Source organism: Streptomyces sp. NPDC017056 (assembly GCF_044332485.1).
Lineage (GTDB): Bacteria > Actinomycetota > Actinomycetes > Streptomycetales > Streptomycetaceae > Streptomyces.
On the sequence record NZ_JBIRPD010000002.1, the window covers coordinates 112,743 to 130,391 of the forward strand.

The window sequence follows — 17,649 nt, forward strand, 5'->3', positions numbered from 1 at the left end:
GCCGGCCCCGGCAACGTAGGGTGCTGCCATGCCCACGCTGATCCTGGTGCGGCACGGCCGCTCCACCGCCAACACGTCCGGCCTGCTCGCCGGGCGGATGCCCGGAGTGGCTCTCGACGAGCGGGGCGCCGCGCAGGCCGCCGCGCTCCCCGGCCGCCTGGCGGCTCTGCCGCTCGCCGCCGCCGTGAGCAGCCCGCTGCAACGCTGCCGGGAGACCCTGCAGCCCCTCCTGGACGCCCGCCCCGGTCTGCCGCTGCACACCGAAGAGCGCATCAGCGAATGCGACTACGGCGACTGGTCGGGCCGCAAGCTGGCGGAGCTGAACGACGAACCGCTGATGGAGGTCGTCCAGCAGCACCCGTCCGCCGCCGCTTTCCCCGGTGGCGAGTCCATGCGCGGCATGCAGGCGCGCGCCGTGGACGCGGTACGCGACTGGAACGCCCGGATCGAGGCCGCGCACGGCCCCGAAGCGGTCTACGCGATGTGTTCGCACGGCGACATCATCAAGTCGCTCGTGGCCGACGCCCTCGGTCTGCACTTCGACCTGTTCCAGCGGATCTCCGTCGAGCCCTGTTCGCTCACCGCGATCCGCTACACCCGGCTGCGCCCGTACGTCGTACGCCTCGGCGACACCGGCGACTTCGGCGGACTGGCGCCGCGGGAGGACGGCACCACCGCGGCGGACGACCGGGACGCGGCCGTGGGTGGTGGCGCGGGCGGATCGTGATCAGCGGGCGCAGTAGGGTGGGGCGACGGCGCTGCCTGCCACACCTCCTGCGATCCGCACACGGAAGCCACACCCACAGGAACCGCAGCGACCACAGTGACCCCGCAGTCGAGCAAACGGAGCAGGACGTTGTCCCGTCAGGTGTTCTTCTACGACGCGCCGGACCGCTTCGTGGCCGGTACGGTCGGGCTGCCTGGCCGCCGCAGCTTCTTCCTCCAGGCGACGGCCGCCGGCCGCACCACCAGTGTCGCCCTGGAGAAGACCCAGGTCGCCGCGCTCGCCGAGCGCGTCGACGAGCTGCTGGACGAGGTGGTGCGCCGCAGCGGCGGCAACGCGCCCGTCCCCGCGGTCGCCCCCACCGAGCTGTCCGACACCGCTCCGCTGGAGTCACCGGTCGAGGAGGAGTTCCGGGTCGGCACGATGGCGCTCGCCTGGGACGGCGACGAGCAGCGCATGATCATCGAGGCCCAGGCGCTCGTCGAGCTGGAGGCCGACACGGACGAGGACCTCGCCGAGGCCGAGGAGCGGCTGCTCCAGGACGACGAGAACGGCCCGCCGATGCTCCGCGTCCGCCTCACCGGCACGATGGCCCGCTCCTTCGCCAAGCGGGCCCTGGAAGTCGTCAACGCGGGGCGCCCGCCCTGCCCGCTGTGCAGCCTGCCGCTCGATCCGGAAGGACACGTATGCCCGCGTCAGAACGGATACCGGCGGGACGCGTGATGCCGGGGGAGGAGACGGTGACGGCCCGGGGGGACGGGGCGGCCGACCGGGTGGCGGACCGCCGCCCGGGTGACGGCCGGGACGGCGGGGCGGCCGCGGAGCCGGGCGGCCGGACGGCGCAGGCGGACCCCGTACGGCTGTCCGCCGAGGCGCTGACGCACGGCGAGCTGACCGTACGCGGACAGGTGCGCGAGGCGTCCAACGCCGTCCTGTACTGCACGGTCACCCACGAGGGCACCACGGGCACCTGCGTCTACAAGCCCGTCGCCGGCGAGCGCCCGCTGTGGGACTTCCCCGACGGCACGCTCGCCCAGCGCGAGGTCGCCGCGTACGAGCTGTCGCGGGCCACCGGCTGGGACCTGGTCCCCACCACGGTGCTGCGCGACGGGCCCTACGGGCAGGGCATGGTCCAGGAGTGGATCGAGGTGGTGCCGGGGGACGCCGGGCTGCTGGCCCTGGTCGAGGGCGAGGAGCCGGGACCCGGCTGGAAACCGGTGGGTTTCGCCGAGGTCGGCGAAGGCCGTACGGCACTTCTGGTACACGCCGACGACGAGCGGCTGCGGCGGCTCGCGGTCCTGGACGCGGTCATCAACAACGGCGACCGCAAGGGCGGCCACCTGCTGCCCGCCGGCGGCGGACGGCTCTACGCCATCGACCACGGTGTGACCTTCAACGCCGAGGACAAGCTGCGCACGCTCCTGTGGGGCTGGGCGGGCGAACCGCTGACCGAAGAGGCCCGCGCGGTGCTGGAAGGGCTCGCCGGGCAGCTCGCGGACGGTGCCCCGCTCGCCGCCAGGCTGGCCGGGCTGATCACCGCGGCCGAGCTGGCGGCGCTGCGCGGACGGGTCGCCGACCTGCTGCGCACGGGGGTGCACCCGAGCCCCGGCGGGGACTGGCCGCCGATCCCCTGGCCGCCGGTCTGAGCGCCCAGGGCGCCGCGGAACCGCCCGTACAGCCCCGCCTGCACACCCGGGCGGCTCGGCGCAAGAGGGCTTATTCAGCCAAGATCCGTGATCCGGTTCGTATGCGGAACATGCATCCGGTTACGCTCAAGGCATGCATGCATGGCCCGCTTCTGAGGTCCCCGCCCTGCCCGGCCAGGGCCGCGACCTGAGGATCCACGACACAGCGACCGGCGGACGGGTGACCCTCGCCCCCGGTCCCGTCGCCCGTATCTACGTCTGCGGCATCACGCCGTACGACGCCACCCACATGGGGCACGCGGCGACCTACAACGCGTTCGACCTGGTCCAGCGCGTGTGGCTCGACACGAAGCGCCAGGTGCACTACGTGCAGAACGTCACCGACGTCGACGACCCCCTCCTGGAGCGGGCACTGGCCACCGGCGACGACTGGACCGCGCTCGCCGAGCGGGAGACCGCCCTGTTCCGCGAGGACATGACGGCCCTGCGGATGCTCCCGCCGCGCGAGTACGTCGGCGCCGTCGAGGCCATACCGTGGATCGTCCCCATGGTCGAGCGCCTGCGCGACAGCGGCGCCGCCTACGAGCTCGAAGGCGACATCTACTTCTCCGTCGAGGCCGACCGGCACTTCGGCCAGGTCTCCCGGCTCGACGCCGAGGCGATGCGGGTGCTGTCCGCCGAGCGCGGCGGCGACCCGGAGCGCCCCGGCAAGAAGAACCCGCTCGACCCGATGCTGTGGATGGCCGCCCGCGACGGCGACCCCAGCTGGGACGGCGCCTCGCTCGGCCGCGGCCGCCCCGGCTGGCACATCGAGTGCGTCGCCATCGCCCTGCAGCACCTCGGCATGGGCTTCGACGTGCAGGGCGGCGGCTCCGACCTCGCCTTCCCGCACCACGAGATGGGCGCCTCGCACGCCCAGGCCCTCACCGGCGAGCACCCCTTCGCCAAGGCGTACGTGCACGCCGGCATGGTCGCCCTGAACGGCGAGAAGATGTCCAAGTCCAAGGGCAACCTCGTCTTCGTCTCCAAGGTGCGGCGCGACGGCACGGACCCGGCGGCGATCCGCCTGGCCCTGCTCGCGCACCACTACCGCGCCGACTGGGAGTGGACGGACGCGGTCCTGGAAGAGGCCGTGGAGCGGCTGGCGCGCTGGCGCGCCGCGGTCTCCCGCCCGGACGGGCCGCCGGCCGACGCGCTGCTGGAGGAGATCCGCACCGCGCTGGCGGACGACCTGGACTCGCCGGCCGCGCTCGCCGCGGTCGACCGCTGGGCCGCGGCCCAGCAGGCGGACGGCGGCAGCGACGAAGGGGCGCCCGGCCTCGTCTCGCGCGCCGTGGACGCGCTCCTCGGCGTCGCCCTGTAACCGCGTAACCCTGCAACGGCGCAACCGCACCACCGCGTGACCGGACCGCCGGCCGCGCGCGGCACCCGTCAGCCCGGGGCGCTCCCTCCACCGAGGGAGCGCCCCGATTCGCTTGTGAAGACGTGCCGTTGCGCGGGACGGCGGGCCCGGGGTGTGCTGGGCTGGGTGTCCCGGGACTCCCGCAGGAAGGACGCGCACCATGCCACACTCCTTTTCCCGCCGAAGACTGCTCGCCACCGGCACGGCACTGGGCACCGGCGCCGCCCTCGCCCCGCTCGGCCCCCTCGCGCCGACCGCCCGCGCCGCCGGCGGCCGGCCCACCACGATCCGCCTCCCCGACGGGTTCCGGCCCGAGGGCATCGCCATCGGGCCCGGCCCGTACGCGTACTTCGGCTCCCTGGCCGACGCCTCCGTCTACCGCGCCGACCTGGCCACCGGACGGGGCCGGCTGATCACCGGCAGCCTCGGTACGGGCCGGCAGGCCATCGGCCTCAAGACCGACGCCAGGGGTCGGCTGTTCGTCGCGGGCGGCGCGGGCACGCTCCGCGTCGTCGACACCCGCGGCGGCGCCGTCCTGGCCACCTACCCGGCCGGCGACGGGCAGAACCTCGTCAACGACGTCGTCCTCACCCCGGACGCCGCCTACTTCACCGACTCCTTCCGCCCTCAGCTCTACGTGCTGCCCTTCGGGCGGCACGGCGAACTGCCGGGGCCCGACGGGCTCCGCACCCTGCCGCTGACCGGCGAGTGGGCCCAGGGGCCCGGCTTCACGGCGAACGGCATCGAACGCACCCCGGACGGCGCCGCGCTGCTCGTGGTCAACACCTTCGCGGGCGTGCTCTTCCGCGTCGACCCGCGCACCGGGGACGCCCGCAAGGTCACGCACACCGGACCGCCGCTCGTGAACGGCGACGGCCTGCTGCTCCTGGACCGGGACCTGTACGTCGTGCAGCAGGCACAGAACGCCGTGGACGTCCTGCGCCTGAACCGCAGCGGCACGTACGGCCGGGCGGTCGCCCGCATCACCGACCCGCGCTTCCAGATACCCACCACCGCCGCCGCCTGCGGCGACCGCATCTACCTGCCCAACGCCCGCTTCGACGTGGACCCGCCGCTGCCGACCACGACGTACACCGCCGTCGCGGTGGACCGCGTATGACGGGCGGGACACAAGGGCACACACCGCGGGGGTGGTCTCAGGCGAGCGCCGGCGGCGAGCCGATTCCGGCCTGGTGGGCGACGACGGCGGCGGCAGCGCGGTTGTCCACGCCCAGCCTCGCCAGGATGGCACTGACGTGGGCCTTGACCGTGCTCTCCGCCACCCGCAGCCGCTGGGCGATCTGCCCGTTGGACAGCCCGCTCCCCAGGAAGGCCAGCACCTCCCGCTCCCGCGCGGTCAGGGACCGTACCCGGTCACGGGCGGTGGTCCTGCGGGCGGCCGCCGCGCCCACGCCGGTCGCCACGAGGTGCGCGACGACCCGGGCCGCGACCTGCGGCGACAGGTAGGCGGCGCCCTCGGCCACCGCGCGGACCCCCGCGATCAGTTCCGCCGGGTCGCCCGACTTGATCAGGAAGCCGGCCGCGCCGCCGCCGAGCGCCCGCAGGATGTGGTCGTCCTCGCCGGACGTCGTGAGCATGACGACGCCGGTGCCCGGCACGGTGCCGCGGATCACGGCCGCCGCCTCGATGCCGTCGATCCCCGGCATACGGATGTCGAGCACGGCCACCGCGGGGCGGTGGCGCCGGACCAGTTCCACGGCGTCGCGCCCGTCGGCGGCCTCGGCGACGACGGCGATGCCCGGGTCGGCGGCCAGCATGGCGCGTACCCCCGCGCGGATCATCGCGTCGCCGTCGGCGACCAGCACCCGGATCACCGGACGCCCGTGACGGGTGCGGCGGCCGGGGCGGCGGATAAGCGGGTAGGCAAGGAAGCTCCAAAGAGGCGGCGGGCCGGGCTCGTTCGTCCGGAGACGAAGAGCAGCTTCTCGGACACGGCCGCACCCGGAATCGCCGCCGAGGAGGAGCCCGCCCCTGCCCCGGCTCAGGGGACGCCCCGGAGGCCGCCCCCTAGGCGAGAGCCTGTGGTCATTCCCCGGAGTCGTCCGAGGCGCCGTCCTCCGGGCCCTTGGCGTCCGCCGAGCCGCCGGGCTCGCGGGAGTCGCGGGACTCCTCGGCGTCGCGCGCCTCCCGGTTCTGTTCCCTGGGCTCCTTGGCTTCCTTCGGCTCTTTCGCGTCCTTGGGGTCCTTGGACGCCGGCCGGGGCGGGCGGGTGCGTCCGCTCGTCGTGTCGCGCAGGTACGAGCCGTCGCGGCCGTCCGCGACGCCGCCGTCGGTCGCCAGGCCGGGGCCGGCCTGCGGATCCCGGCGCCGCAGATACCGCTCGAACTCCCGGGCGATGGCCTCGCCCGACGCCTCCGGCAGCTCGGCGGTGTCCCGCGCCTCCTCCAGCGACTGGACGTACTCCGCGACCTCGCTGTCCTCGGCCGCCAGCTGGTCCACGCCCAGCTGCCAGGCGCGGGCGTCCTCGCTCAGCTCGCCCAGCGGGATGCGCAGGTCGAGCAGGTCCTCCAGGCGGTTGAGGAGGGCGAGGGTGGCCTTCGGGTTCGGCGGCTGCGAGACGTAGTGCGGCACCGCGGCCCACAGGCTGACCGCCGGGACGCCCGCGTGGGTGCACGCCTCCTGGAGGATGCCGACGATGCCGGTCGGGCCCTCGTACCGGGTCTCCTCCAGGTCCATCGTGCGCGCGAGGTCCGGGTCGGAGGTGACGCCGCTGACCGGCACCGGCCGGGTGTGCGGGGTGTCGCCGAGCAGCGCGCCCAGCACCACCAGCATCTCCACGCCCAACTCGTGGGCGAAGCCCAGCAGCTCGTTGCAGAACGAGCGCCAGCGCATGCTGGGCTCGATGCCGCGCACCAGCACCAGGTCGCGCGGCTTGCCCTTGCCGTTCGCGTCGGCGATCCGCACGACGGAGAGGCGCGTGGTGGGCCACGTGATCTTGCGGACGCCGCCGTCCAGCCATACGGTCGGGCGGTTGACCTGGAAGTCGTAGTAGTCCTCCGCGTCCAGCGCGGCGAACACCTCGCCCTTCCATTCCCGGTCCAGATGCGCGACCGCGGCGGAGGCGGCGTCACCGGCGTCGTTCCAGCCCTCGAACGCGGCCACCATGACCGGGTCGATCAGCTCGGGAACTCCGTCGAGCTCGATCACCCAGCGCCTCCTTCCGACCGGCGCCGCCTCCTCGGGACGGTCGCCGGCAGCAGTTCCATTTGCGTGCGCCCCCAGCCTACGGCGTCCGTGGGACCCCGACGCAGCCCCTGTGCACGAACGAGTGTGCATACATCCGACGTGTTCGGATTCCGTCCGGCCGGGCGCCCGGCACCCGGCCGGTGCCGGTCGGGCCCCGGCCTCGGTCAACTTCCGTGCGTCCGGTGGACGCTGGTGGGCCGCCGGTGCCATACATCGGATGTCCGGGAAAGGTCCGATGTTCGTCCGCACCCGCGCGGGCCGGTTCAGCATCCGGCGATGTTCGACTACGTTGCGGTGTGCGGGGGCGGGAGACCGTGGGTGGCCGGCGGCGAGAATCCGGACCGAGGAGACCACGATGCCGTACGTACCGCGCGGGGAACGCCGGTTGGGACGCACGGGCGTGCGCGTGCCGCCGCTCGGCCTGGGCTGCGCGCCGCTGGGCAACCTCTACCGGCCCCTCACCGAAGAGCGCGCCCGGCAGACCGTGCGCGCCGCCTACGACACCGGCGCCCGCCACTTCGACACCGCGCCGCACTACGGACTCGGCCTGTCCGAGGAGCGCCTCGGCCGCGCGCTGGCGGGGCGCGACCGTGCCTCGTACACCCTGTCCACCAAGGTCGGGATGCGGCTGCGCCCGCTCGCCCCCGGTGAAGCGGTCGACGGCCAGGGCTACACCGACACCCCCGCGCGCGCCCGCGTGCGGGACCTCAGCAGGGACGGCATCCGCCGCACGCTCGACGCCTCCCTGGAACGCCTGGGCGTTTCCGCCGTCGACATCGTCTACCTGCACGGCATCGCCGGGCAGGAGGCCGCGGTGTACGACTCCGGCTTCCCCGCCCTCGCCGAACTGCGCGCCGAGGGCGTGGTGGGCGCCATCGGCTTCGGCATGAACCACAGCCACCCCCTGGCCAGGTTCGTCGCCGACCTCGACGCGGACGTGGTGCTGTGCGCCGGGCGCTGGACCCTGCTCGACCGCGGCGCCTTCGACGACCTGCTGCCGGTCTGTGCGCGCCGCGGCACGTCGGTCGTCGTCGGTGGCGTCTACAACTCCGGGCTGCTGGCCGACCCGTCGCCCGGCGCCCCGTACGACTACGTGCCGGCGCCGGACGCGCTGGTGGAGCGGGCGCGGCGGCTCGGGGCCGTGTGCGCGGAGTTCGGCGTGCCGCTCAAGGCGGCGGCCCTGCGCTTCCCCTTCGGGCACCCCGCCGTGGCCGGTGCCCTGGTCGGTGCCGCCTCCCCGGAGGAGGCCAGGGAGAACGCCGGCCTGTTCACGTACGACATCCCCGACGCGCTCTGGCACGCGCTCACCGACCGCGGTCTCCTCGGCGCCGACCTGCCGCTGCCCACCGCCGATCCGGCAGCCCGCCCCTGACGTTAGGCGTCCGGATTCCGCCAGCCGCGCCGTCCGCCGCGTACGAGTATCGAGTCATGTCGCCAAGGGCGACACATCACAAGAACTCGGTATATAGCGCGACAGAAGCGCGGAATGAAGGGGCGGACATGACGACCGCACAGCTCGACGGCAAGGTGGCGCTGGTGACCGGTGGGAGCCGGGGGATCGGGGAGGCCATCGCGGTGCGGCTCGCCGCCGACGGCGCCGACGTCGCCCTCACCTACCGCGGCGGGGAGGAGCGCGCGGAGCGGGTGGTGGAACGGATCAAGGAGCTGGGCCGGCGGGCCTGGGCGGTGCGGGCCGACAGTGCGGACACGGCGGCGGTACGCGCGTCCGTGGACGGCACCGTGGCGCGGTTCGGGCGGCTGGACATCCTCGTCAACAACGCGGGCGTCGGCGTCCTCGGGCCGTTCGAAGGGATCGCGGAGGAGGACGTGGACCGCGTGCTGGCCGTCAACGTCCGGGCGCCGTTCCTCGCCGCGCAGGCCGCCGTGGCGCACCTCGGCGACGGCGGGCGCATCGTCACCATCGGCAGCTGCATGGCCGAGCGCGTCGCCTTCCCCGGCGGCACGCTGTACGCCATGAGCAAGGCCGCGCTCACCGGCCTGACCAAGACCCTCGCCAGGGAACTGGGGCCGCGCGGCATCACCGCCAACCTCGTGCACCCGGGCCCGATCGACACCGACATGAACCCGGCCGACGGGGAGAGCGCGCCGATGCAGGCCCAGCTGACGGCGCTGGGGTCCTACGGGCAGCCATCGGACGTCGCGGCGACCGTCGCGCACCTCGCGGGCGAGGGCGGCCGGTACGTCACGGGCGCTTCCATCGCGGTGGACGGGGGATTCGCCGTCTGACGCGGGCTGTGGGGGAGGGGCGCGGCCCGCGGGGCCCGTCCCCTCCTCACAGCGTGGACCGCAGCCGCTGTTCCACGCTCGCGACGTGCGCCGTCGCCCAGGCCCGCGCCGCCTCCGGGTCCCGGTCGCGGAGCGCGGCGACGATCGCCCGGTGCTCGGCGAGCGTGCGGCTCACCGCGTCCTGCTGCGTCAGCCCGCGCCAGACGTGCGCCCGTGTCGCCGGCCCCGAGAGCCCGTCGAGGAGGGAGCTCAGCACCGAGTTGCCGGCGGCGGCCACGATCCCGCGGTGGAACTCCAGGTCGCAGGCGACCAGCTCGGCCACCGACGGGCGCGGGCCGAGGGCGTCCAACCGCCGCTCCAGCTCGTCCAGTTCGCCCGCTTCGATGCGGCCGGCCGCCATCGCGGTGGCGGCCGGCTCCAGGATCCGGCGGACGGCCAGGAACTCCGGCACCGTGTCGTCGCGGTGGAAGTCCATCACGAAGGCCAGCGCCTCCAGGAGGAGTCGCGGGTCCAGGCTCGTGACGTAGGTGCCGTCGCCCTGCCGTACGTCCAGGATGCGGACCAGCGACAAGGCGCGTACGGCCTCGCGCAGCGAATTGCGCGACAGGCCCAGGTCCGCGGCGAGTTCGCACTCCTTGGGCAGCCGGTCGCCCGGCCGCAGCGCGCCGGAGACGATCATCGACTTGATCTTCTCTATGGCCTCGTCCGTGACCGCCATGGCCGGCCCTTCCGCTCGGGTTCGCCATCCGGATCTCCGAAGACATCCGATGTTTGCGCCATTATGGCGGCGGCACCGCGGCCGCCGGGAGGGCCCGGCGGCCGCCTCGGTTCAGCCGGCCGCGACGAGCGCCTCCACCTCGGCGATCACGGCCGCCTCGTCCAGCGTCGTCAGCCGCCGGTCGCGCATCAGGACCCGGCCGTCGACGACGGTGTCCCGCACGTCGGCGGCGCGTGCCGCGTAGGCGAGCGTCGACCACGGGTCGTGGCGCGGCGCCAGGTGCGGCCCGCCGAGGTCGAGCACGGCCAGGTCGGCGCGCTTGCCCGCCTCCAGCGAACCGAGCTGCCCGTCGAGCCCCAGCGCCCGCGCGCCCTCGATCGTCGCCATCCGCACGGCCTGCTCGGCGCCGACCGCCGTGGGGTCGCCGCCCGCCTTGTGCACCAGCGCCGCTGTCCCCAACGCGCCCACCATGTCCAGGGAGTTGGAGCTGACCGGGCCGTCCGTGCCGAGCCCGACCGGCACGCCGTGGCGCAGCAGGTCGGGCACCCGGGCGATGCCGCAGCCCAGCTTGAGGTTGGAGACCGGGCAGTGCGCCACGCCGGTGCCGGTCCGGGCGAGCGCCGCGATCTCGGTGTCGCTCAGTTCGACCGCGTGCGCGAGCAGCGTGTCCGGGCCCAGCAGGCCCAGCGACTCCAGCAGTTCGACGGGCCGCTTGCCGTACTGCTCGCGTACCATCGCCACCTCGGCGGCGTTCTCGGCCGCGTGCAGGTGCAGCAGCGCGCCGTGCTCCCGGGCGAGCGCGGCGATGTCCGTCAGCTGGGCGGCGTCCAGGGTGTAGGCGCTGTGCGCGAAGACCACCGGCCGGGTGCCGGGGCGGGGGCGGCGTTCTTCGAGGTAACGGCGCGCCCACTTCGTCCGATCCCCGTACGGCACACGGTCCGGCGTCACCGGCACGTCCATGAACGTCGGCCCCGACAGCAGCCGCCAGCCGGCGTCCCGCGCCGCCCGGTCGGCCGCCTCGGGGAACCAGTACATGTCCAGGGCCGTGGTCACCCCGCCCCGCACACTCTCCGCGACGGCCAGCCGCAGGCCCGCGGCCACCGCCTCCGGGGACAGCAGCGTGCCCTCCCGGGGCACCACCCGCGCCAGGAAACCCTGGAGGGTCACGTCGTCGGCGTGGCCGCGCAGCAGCGTCATCGCCAGGTGGGTGTGGGTGTTGACCAGCCCCGGCAGCACGAGGCAGCCGGCCGCGTCGATCTCCTCGGCCGCGCGGTACGCGGCCCGTACCTCGCCGGCCGGTCCCACCGCGACGATCTCCCCGTCCCGTACGGCGACCGCGCCGTCCCGCAGCACCGTGCCCGCCGCGTCGACGGTCAGCACCGTACCGCCGTGCACCAGCAGGTCGGCCGCCGCCGCTTCCGCGCGGCCGCCCGCCGCGATCCCGTCTCCCGCCGCGCTCACCGGACTCCCTCCGCCAGCGTCCGCAGGGCCTCCAGCGAGACGACGGCGCCGCGCGCCACGCCGTCCGCGACGACGTCCCGGTGCGGGTCGTAGCCGCCGGTCGCGGCCTCGTCGACCAGTTCGTCCGCGTTCACCCCGTCGACCACCAGCACCGCGCCGGCGACCAGCCCGCGCAGGCCCGCCGTCACCAGCAGCGCGGACACCTCCATCTCGATCGCGGCCACGCCCGCCGCCGTGTACGCCGCCACCGGCAGCGGCAGCAGACCCGGCTGGAACGCCGCCCGGGTCCACACCACACCGCGGTGGTACGGCGCCCCGGCCTCCGCCGCCGCCCCGGCGAGCGCCAGCACCGCCTCCGGCGCGGCCACCGCCGGGTACTCCGGCGGCACCAGCTGCTGCGTCACCCCGTCGTCCCGCACCGCGGCCTCGGCGATCACCAGGTCGCCGTCGCCGATCCCGGGCCTGATCGCCCCCGCCGTACCGAACCGCACGAACGTCCGCACCCCCGCGTCGGCCAGCTCCTGGAACAGCAGCACCGCGCCGGGCGCGCCCACCCCGTGCGACGCGACGACCACCGGCAGACCCTTCCAGCTGCCGGTGAACGTGCGGTACTCGCGCTGGTACGCGATCTCCGCCGCGTCGTCGAGCAGCCCGGCGACGGCGGCCGCGCGGGCCGGGTCGCCCACCACGACGGCGGACGGCGGCAGCCCGCGGCGGGGCAGGCGGGCGATGGGTGACAGGTCTGGTGTCACGGGTCGGCTCCAGTGGCTCGGGCGCATGGCCCGCGGGACGGGACATCGCTGACGGGACGACGCCGGCCGGGACCGCACGCCGCGCCTCCCAACCTACGGGTCGGCCTTCCCGCGCCCGCGACGTGGTCCGGTACGCGCGACCGCACGCCATGCGCCCCCGGGCCGGCCGTATCACTCCCGCCCTGACGCCAGCTCCAACTCCAGCAGCCACTGCACCACTTCGGCGTGGTGCCGGGCCTGGAGCAGGTCCGCGCCCCACACGTACAGGCCGTGCCCCGCCACGACCACGGCGGGCAACCGCGGCTCCCTGGCCTCCTCCAGGCGGTCCCCGAGCACGCGCATGTCCTGGCTGTTGGCGATGACCGGCAGCCGCACCGCGGCACCTTCGGCAGGCAGCCCGACCCCCTTGAGCATCTCCAGGTCCCGCAGCACGATCCCGCCGGGCCGACGCCGCCCCATCGCCACCGCGGCGACCGTGTGGACGTGCACGACCGCCCCGGCACCGGTCAGCCGCGCCACCCGCGCGTGCAGCCCGGCCTCCGCCGAGGGCCGCCCGCCCGCCGGACCGCCGACCGCCGCCCCCGCGTCGTCCACGAGCACCACGTCGTCCGCCGTCAGCTCGCCCTTGTCCCGCCCGCTCGCGGTCACCGCCAGCCGCAGCGGATCGCGGCCCAGGACGACCGAGAGGTTGCCGGACGTGCCGCGCATCCAGCCGAGCGAGGCGAACCGCGCGGCCTCGGCGGCCAGCCGGGCACCGGCCCGCCGTAGCTTCTCCGTACCCGGGCCGCCGCCGCGCCCCGCGCCCGTACCGATCTCCAGCTGGGCGAAGGACGCCACCTCGGGGTGGTCGCCCACCCCGCTCTCGTAGTACGGCTCCCCGGGCCGCCGGACCCCCGCCGTGTGCCACCCCGCCGCCCTGGCCGCGTCCAGCTCCCCCGGCCGGTCCGACAGGAACAGCATCCGCTCCGGCGACGCCTTGAGTTCGGCGGCGATCGTCCCGTACGAGGCGGCCGCCAGTTTGGGACCGGCGTTCTCCGTGTCGAAGAACCGGCCGGCCAGCGGCCGCAGGTCCCCCTCCGGGCTGTGCCCGAACCACGCGCGCTGGGCCGCCGCCGAACCCGACGAGTACACGTGCAGCCGGACCCCGGCCGCATGCCACTCCCGCAGCCGGGGCACCACGTCCGGGTAGAAGTGCGAGACCAGCTCACCGCTCGCGAAGCCCTCGGCCCACACGATCCCCTGCAACGTCTTCAGGGGCGTGGCCTTGCGGTCCTCGTCGAGCCACGCGCCGAGCACCTGCTCGATCCGCGCGGCGTCGGCGTCCGGCTCGTCCAGCATCCGCCTGATCTGCCCGACGGCCCGCCGTACGTCCGGCTCCCCGGCCCGCTCGGCCAGCAGCCGCCCGAACCGCTCGCGCGCGTACGGGTACAGCTTGTCGACGACGAAGCCGGTCGCGCCCGTGGTGCCCTCGATGTCCAGCACCACGTGGTCCACCTCGAAGGCGTGGGTCACGCCGCGCCCCCTTCGGCCCGCGCGGCCCGCAGCGTGTCGAAGTCCGGGAACCGCAGCGCGATGTCGTCGCCCGTGAACGTGGCGATCCAGCCGTCCTCCTCGTGGAAGAAGCGGATGGCGGTGAAGGACGGGCGGGTCCCCATGTCGAACCAGTGGGTGGTGCCCCGCGGCACCCCGAGCAGGTCGCCCTCCTCGCACAGCACCGCGTGCACCTCGCCTCCCGCGTGCAGGTAGAACACCCCGGACCCGGCGACGAAGAACCGCACCTCGTCGTCGTCCTCGTGCGTGTGCTCGGCCAGGAACTTCTGCCGCGCGGCCCGCGCCCGCTCCGCCCACGCGGGGTCGTCCGCCGGATGCAGGGCCGCCACGTCCACCGTCGCGAAGCCCTCCTCTGCGGTCAGCGTGTCGATCTCCGTCCGGTACGCCGCGAGGACGGTGCCGGCGTCCGCGTCCGGCGCCACGCCCGCGCGCACCGGCCACTGCTCGTACCGCACCCCGATCGGCGCCAGCGCCGCGGCGATCTCCACGGGGTCGGACGTGTGCCGCACCACGGTCTCCGGGCCGCTCTCCGGCCAGGTGGTCAGCAAGGTCATGAGGCTCTCCAAAGTCGGTGACGGGTCTGGAGGCTGTACGGGCCGGGCCGGCCGGCCCCTGCCGGCGATGCTAGTGCGGCGGGTCCCCGGGACGGCCGGCCCGCCGGGTGTGTGATTCCTGTGGGACGGGTACCCCGGGGGGCCGGAAGTACGGAACGTGCACCCGAGGGAGGCGAGGGACGCAGGTCATGGACGCATGGGATGTGATCATCGTCGGCGCGGGGTCGGCCGGAGGCGTCCTGGCCTCCCGGCTGACCGAGGACCCGGAACGGTCCGTCCTGCTGCTGGAGGCCGGGCCCGACTACGGCAGCACGCCCGGCGGGCTGCCCGACGACGTGGCCACCAGCCCGGCCGCCACCCACAGCCACGACTGGGGGTACGTCAGCGAACCGGGCGCCCTCGGCCGCCCCGTCGGCCTGCCCCGCGGCAAGCTCGTCGGCGGCTCCTCGGCGATCAACTCCGCGATCGCCCTGCGCGGGCACCCGCAGGACCACGACGACTGGGCCGCCCGCGGCAACCCCGGCTGGGCGTTCGCCGACTTCCTGCCCAGCCTGCGCCGCGTCGAACGCGACCTGGACGCCGGGCCGCCCTGGCACGGCACGGACGGCCCGGTACCCGTACGGCGGTACGCGCAGGCCGAGACGAACCGGTGGCAGCGCGCCTTCCACAGCGCCTGCACGGCCCTCGGGCACCCGCCCGTCACGGACCACAACGCCCCCGGCGCACGCGGCGTGGGCCCGGTACCGGTCAACCGGATCGACGGCGTCCGCCAGAGCACCGCCCTCACCTACCTCGCACGGGCGCGCGGGCGCCCGAACCTCACCGTGCGCGGCGATGCGCTCGTCAACCGGGTCGTCCTGCGCGGCGGGCGGGCGGCGGGAGTGGAACTGGCCGATCCGCAGCGGACGGTGCTGCCCGCGCACCGGGTCGTGCTCGCCGCCGGCGCGTACGGCAGCCCGCCGATCCTGCTGCGCACCGGCATCGGCCCGGCGGACCACCTGCACGACCTCGGCATCCCCGTGGCGGCCGACCTGCCCGGCGTGGGGGAGAACCTGCGCGACCACCCTGCCGTGACGCTCGAGTACGCCACCGACGCCCCGCCGCCCGGCCCCCGAGACCCGGTCCTGCAGACCTTCCTGACCTGTAGCGTCGGCTGCGCGGGCGGCCCCGTCGACCTCCACGTCTTCCCCTCGGGCCCGGAGGCGGACGAGAACGGGGACACCGTGCTCACCCTGTGGGTCGCGCTGCTGCGGCCGTCCTCGTGCGGCCGTCTGCGGCTGCGCTCGGCCGACCCCCTGGACGCCCCGCGCATCGACGTGGGCTTCCTCCGCGAACCGGAGGACACCCGGCGGATGGTGACGGGCATGCGGCTGGCGCGCGCCCTCGCCCGTACGGCACCCCTGTCCGCACTGCTCCGCGAGGAGCGGGCGCCCGGCCCGTCCGTCACCGCGGACGGACAGCTGGCGGAGGCGCTGCGGCGGACGGTCAGCGGCTACCAGCACGCCGCCGGGACCTGCCGGATGGGCCCGGCCGGCGACCGCGGCGCGGTGGTCTCCGCCACCGGCGCCGTACACGGCGTCGAAGCCCTGCACGTCGTCGACGCCTCCGTGATGCCGACGCTGCCCGCCGCCAACACCAACCTCACCACCATGGCCATCGCCGAGCACTGCGCGGAGCTGAAGCCGTAACAGCCTGGGACTGCCCCCGGACACGCCGAAGGGCGGCTCCCGGGCCGGGAGCCGCCCCTCAGGACGACGGTGGGTGGCAGGGCGTCAGCCGCGCCGGCCCAGTATGTCCTTGGTCTTGGTACGGACGTCCTCCGTGTCCAGACCGCGGATGGTCAGCGTGGTGCGGCGGCGCAGCACGTCGTCGACCGTCTCCGCCCACTCGTGGTCGCGGGCGTAGACGACCTGGGCCCAGATCTCCGGCGCGTCCGGGTGGATGCGCTCGGCCAGCGCCGGGTCCTCGTTGGCCAGCCGCGCGATGTCGAAGGACAGCGAGCCGTAGTGGGTGGCCAGGTGGCGGGCGGTCTCCGGCGCCATGCGCGGGCCGGGGGCCGAGCCGTCGACCAGCAGGCGGTGGGCGACCGCGTTGGGGTTGGCGATGCCGGGCAGCGGGAGCTTCTTCGGCAGGTGCGCGATCGGCTCCATGTCCTCGGCCAGCGGGTGGCCGGGCAGCGCCGCCAGCTTGTTCATGACCGTACGGCCGATGTGGCGGAACGTGGTCCACTTGCCGCCCGCGACGGAGAGCATGCCGCCCGCGCCCTCGGTGACGACGGTCTCGCGCTTGGCCTTGGAGGTGTCGCCGGGGCCGCCCGGCAGCACCCGCAGGCCCGCGAAGGAGTACGTGATCAGGTCACGGGACAGCTGCTGGTCGCGGACCGAGAAGGCCGCCTCGTCCAGGATCTGCGCGGTGTCCTTCTCGGTGACGCGGACGTCCGCCGGGTCGCCCTCGAACTCCTCGTCGGTCGTACCGAGCAGCAGCATGTCCTCCCAGGGGAGGGCGAAGGTGATGCGGTACTTGTCGATCGGGGTGGCCAGCGCGGCCTTCCAGGGGGAGGTGCGCTTGAGGACCAGGTGCGCGCCCTTGGACAGGCGGATGGAGGGCGCCGCGTTCGGGTTCTCCATCTTGCGCAGGTGGTCGACCCACGGGCCGGTCGCGTTCAGGACCAGGCGCGCGTTGACGCCGAACTCGGTGCCGTCGGTGCCGTCCTTGAGCTCCGCACCGGTGACCCGGCCCTGCGTGAAGCGCAGCCCGGTGACCTCGGCGTGGTTCAGGACGGTGGCGCCGGCCTCGACGGCCGCGCGGACCGTCATCAGGGCCATGCGCGCGTCGTTCATCTGGTCGTCGCCGTACACCGCGACGGCCTTGAGGTTGTCCGTACGCAGCTCCGGCACGTCGCGCCGGGCCTTGGCCGGGCTGATGACGTGGCCGACGCCGTCGCCGAAGGCGGACAGCGCGGAGTAGGCGAAGACGCCCGCGCCGAGCTTGGCCGCGCCGTGCGGGCCGCCCTTGTAGACCGGCAGGTAGAAGGTCAGCGGGTTGGCGAGGTGGGGGGCCACCTCACGCGAGACCGCACGGCGCTCGAAGTGGTTCTCCGCCACCAGCTTGACCGCGCCGGTCTGCAGGTAGCGCAGACCGCCGTGGAGCAGCTTGGAGGAGGCGGAGGAGGTGGCGCCGGCGAAGTCGCCGGCGTCCACCAGCGCAACCCGCAGCCCCGACTGCGCGGCGTGCCAGGCGGTGGAGATGCCCAGGATGCCGCCGCCGATCACCAGGAGGTCGTACGTCGCCTTGGAAAGCCGCTCCCGGGTCTCGGCGCGGCTCTGGGTCGAACCGTCGGCCGGGTGCGTCCCGAGTGCCGGGACGCTCTGCAGGGTGCTCATTTGA

General features: G+C 74.8%; 16 protein-coding genes. 8 read left to right on the forward strand and 8 right to left on the reverse strand.

Features of this window, described 5'->3' with window-relative positions:
* Positions 1–28 precede the first annotated feature (28 nt).
* The 5 genes from ACH4OW_RS03430 (at position 29) to ACH4OW_RS03450 (ending at position 4,892) form a co-directional block, all read left to right on the forward strand.
* Positions 29–727: a histidine phosphatase family protein gene (locus ACH4OW_RS03430; RefSeq protein ID WP_398024617.1), complete on the forward strand. Its 699-nt coding sequence runs from the start codon at positions 29–31 to the stop codon at positions 725–727.
* A 129-nt stretch (positions 728–856) separates the two neighbouring features.
* Positions 857–1,447 (forward strand): DUF3090 domain-containing protein, encoded by a 591-nt coding sequence (locus ACH4OW_RS03435; protein WP_360128015.1) that lies wholly within the window; start codon positions 857–859, stop codon positions 1,445–1,447.
* Positions 1,411–2,370: an SCO1664 family protein gene (locus tag ACH4OW_RS03440; RefSeq protein WP_398024619.1), complete on the forward strand. Its 960-nt coding sequence runs from the start codon at positions 1,411–1,413 to the stop codon at positions 2,368–2,370. The genes ACH4OW_RS03435 and ACH4OW_RS03440 overlap by 37 nt, the downstream gene beginning before the upstream one ends.
* Positions 2,371–2,503: 133 nt before the next feature.
* The gene (mshC, locus tag ACH4OW_RS03445) at positions 2,504–3,733 is read left to right on the forward strand and encodes a cysteine--1-D-myo-inosityl 2-amino-2-deoxy-alpha-D-glucopyranoside ligase (protein WP_360128009.1); all 1,230 of its coding nucleotides are present in this window, start codon (positions 2,504–2,506) and stop codon (positions 3,731–3,733) included.
* Positions 3,734–3,932: 199 nt separating this feature from the next.
* Positions 3,933–4,892, forward strand: a complete 960-nt coding sequence (locus ACH4OW_RS03450; RefSeq protein ID WP_398024622.1) for an SMP-30/gluconolactonase/LRE family protein — start codon at positions 3,933–3,935, stop codon at positions 4,890–4,892.
* A gap of 37 nt (positions 4,893–4,929) precedes the next feature.
* Here ACH4OW_RS03450 and ACH4OW_RS03455 read toward each other — a convergent pair whose 3' ends face one another.
* Both ACH4OW_RS03455 and ACH4OW_RS03460 read right to left on the reverse strand, forming a co-directional pair.
* Positions 4,930–5,607 (reverse strand): response regulator, encoded by a 678-nt coding sequence (locus ACH4OW_RS03455; protein ID WP_398024624.1) that lies wholly within the window; start codon positions 5,605–5,607, stop codon positions 4,930–4,932.
* A 211-nt stretch (positions 5,608–5,818) separates the two neighbouring features.
* Positions 5,819–6,940, reverse strand: a complete 1,122-nt coding sequence (locus ACH4OW_RS03460; RefSeq protein WP_398024626.1) for a PAC2 family protein — start codon at positions 6,938–6,940, stop codon at positions 5,819–5,821.
* Between the two features lie 394 nt (positions 6,941–7,334).
* Here ACH4OW_RS03460 and ACH4OW_RS03465 point away from each other — a divergent pair, with 394 nt between their 5' ends.
* Entirely contained in the window at positions 7,335–8,351 is a 1,017-nt protein-coding gene (locus ACH4OW_RS03465; RefSeq protein WP_398024628.1) for an aldo/keto reductase, read from the forward strand.
* A 128-nt stretch (positions 8,352–8,479) separates the two neighbouring features.
* The gene (locus tag ACH4OW_RS03470; protein ID WP_398024630.1) at positions 8,480–9,226 is read left to right on the forward strand and encodes an SDR family NAD(P)-dependent oxidoreductase; all 747 of its coding nucleotides are present in this window, start codon (positions 8,480–8,482) and stop codon (positions 9,224–9,226) included.
* A 46-nt stretch (positions 9,227–9,272) separates the two neighbouring features.
* On the opposite strand, the gene ACH4OW_RS03475 is transcribed toward ACH4OW_RS03470, so the two are convergent.
* The 5 genes from ACH4OW_RS03475 to ACH4OW_RS03495 all read right to left on the reverse strand — a co-directional run bounded on the left by ACH4OW_RS03475 (position 9,273) and on the right by ACH4OW_RS03495 (position 14,262).
* Positions 9,273–9,944 carry a FadR/GntR family transcriptional regulator gene (locus tag ACH4OW_RS03475; RefSeq protein ID WP_398024632.1) on the reverse strand — a complete coding sequence of 224 codons (672 nt, stop codon included), beginning with the start codon at positions 9,942–9,944 and terminating at the stop codon, positions 9,273–9,275.
* 111 nt (positions 9,945–10,055) lie between these two features.
* Entirely contained in the window at positions 10,056–11,405 is a 1,350-nt protein-coding gene (locus tag ACH4OW_RS03480; protein ID WP_398024634.1) for an amidohydrolase, read from the reverse strand.
* Positions 11,402–12,157 (reverse strand): purine-nucleoside phosphorylase, encoded by a 756-nt coding sequence (locus tag ACH4OW_RS03485; RefSeq protein WP_398024637.1) that lies wholly within the window; start codon positions 12,155–12,157, stop codon positions 11,402–11,404. Before ACH4OW_RS03485 ends, ACH4OW_RS03480 begins: the two co-directional genes overlap by 4 nt.
* 171 nt (positions 12,158–12,328) lie before the next feature.
* Positions 12,329–13,669, reverse strand: a complete 1,341-nt coding sequence (gene mtnC / locus ACH4OW_RS03490; RefSeq protein WP_398024638.1) for an acireductone synthase — start codon at positions 13,667–13,669, stop codon at positions 12,329–12,331.
* Complete coding sequence (locus ACH4OW_RS03495) at positions 13,666–14,262, reverse strand: cupin (RefSeq protein WP_360127982.1); 597 nt, start codon at positions 14,260–14,262, stop codon at positions 13,666–13,668. Before ACH4OW_RS03495 ends, mtnC begins: the two co-directional genes overlap by 4 nt.
* A gap of 188 nt (positions 14,263–14,450) precedes the next feature.
* On the opposite strand from ACH4OW_RS03495, the gene ACH4OW_RS03500 reads away from it, so the two are divergent.
* A complete protein-coding gene (locus ACH4OW_RS03500; protein ID WP_398024640.1) occupies positions 14,451–15,950 on the forward strand; it encodes a GMC family oxidoreductase in 1,500 nt (499 codons plus the stop codon).
* An 84-nt stretch (positions 15,951–16,034) separates the two neighbouring features.
* On the opposite strand, the gene ACH4OW_RS03505 is transcribed toward ACH4OW_RS03500, so the two are convergent.
* Positions 16,035–17,645: a glycerol-3-phosphate dehydrogenase/oxidase gene (locus ACH4OW_RS03505; protein ID WP_360127977.1), complete on the reverse strand. Its 1,611-nt coding sequence runs from the start codon at positions 17,643–17,645 to the stop codon at positions 16,035–16,037.
* Between the last annotated feature and the right edge of the window lie 4 nt (positions 17,646–17,649).